Raw genomic sequence first — 587 nt, 5'->3', positions numbered from 1 at the left:
TTGTTGCCGGCCATTTCCAGTACGTCGGCGCCCGGGCCGATGAATGTGATTCCGTTCGCGGCAGCGGCCTCGGCCAGTTCCGGGTTCTCGGAAAGAAAACCGTATCCCGGGTAAATGGCGTCAGCGCCACATTCCCGGGCCACGCGAATGATCTCGCTCACGTCCAGATACGCACGCACGGGGTGGCCGACCTCGCCGATCTGATACGCCTCATCGGCTTTCAGGCGGTGCAGGGAGTTGCGATCCTCAAAAGGGAACACCGCGACGGTCTTCGCTCCGAGCTCAACGGCCGCACGCATGGCACGGATTGCGATCTCACCACGGTTGGCAACAAGGATTTTCGTAAACATGCAGACCTTTCGAACGCATACCGGCATACAGCCAACGGTTAGGTTCTCCCAGACTAGTGAAGGTAACGTGTCTACTTGTGCATGTACTCAGCGTTAGCTCCCTCAAGGGAGGTGTAGGTAAGACCACGGTGACCCTTGGTCTTGCTTCTGCAGCCTTCGCCCGCGGTGTGCGAACACTGGTGGTTGATCTCGATCCGCAATCGGATGTGTCGACGGGAATGGACATTGACGTCGCCG

At 58.8% G+C, this 587-nt stretch carries 2 protein-coding genes; one reads left to right on the top strand and one right to left on the bottom strand.

What is annotated here, in order from left to right; translation table 11 throughout:
• Window positions 1-350 (bottom strand): biotin carboxylase N-terminal domain-containing protein (locus tag JF66_RS19550; RefSeq protein WP_035880555.1); only part of this gene is annotated, 350 nt, incomplete at its 3' end.
• Between the two features lie 77 nt (window positions 351-427).
• Here JF66_RS19550 and JF66_RS22580 point away from each other — a divergent pair.
• Window positions 428-587 (top strand): ParA family protein (locus JF66_RS22580; RefSeq protein ID WP_156109946.1); only part of this gene is annotated, 160 nt, incomplete at its 3' end.

The organism is Cryobacterium sp. MLB-32 (genome assembly GCF_000738085.1).
GTDB lineage: Bacteria > Actinomycetota > Actinomycetes > Actinomycetales > Microbacteriaceae > Cryobacterium.
This window is presented reverse-complemented; position numbering and strand designations above follow the sequence as displayed.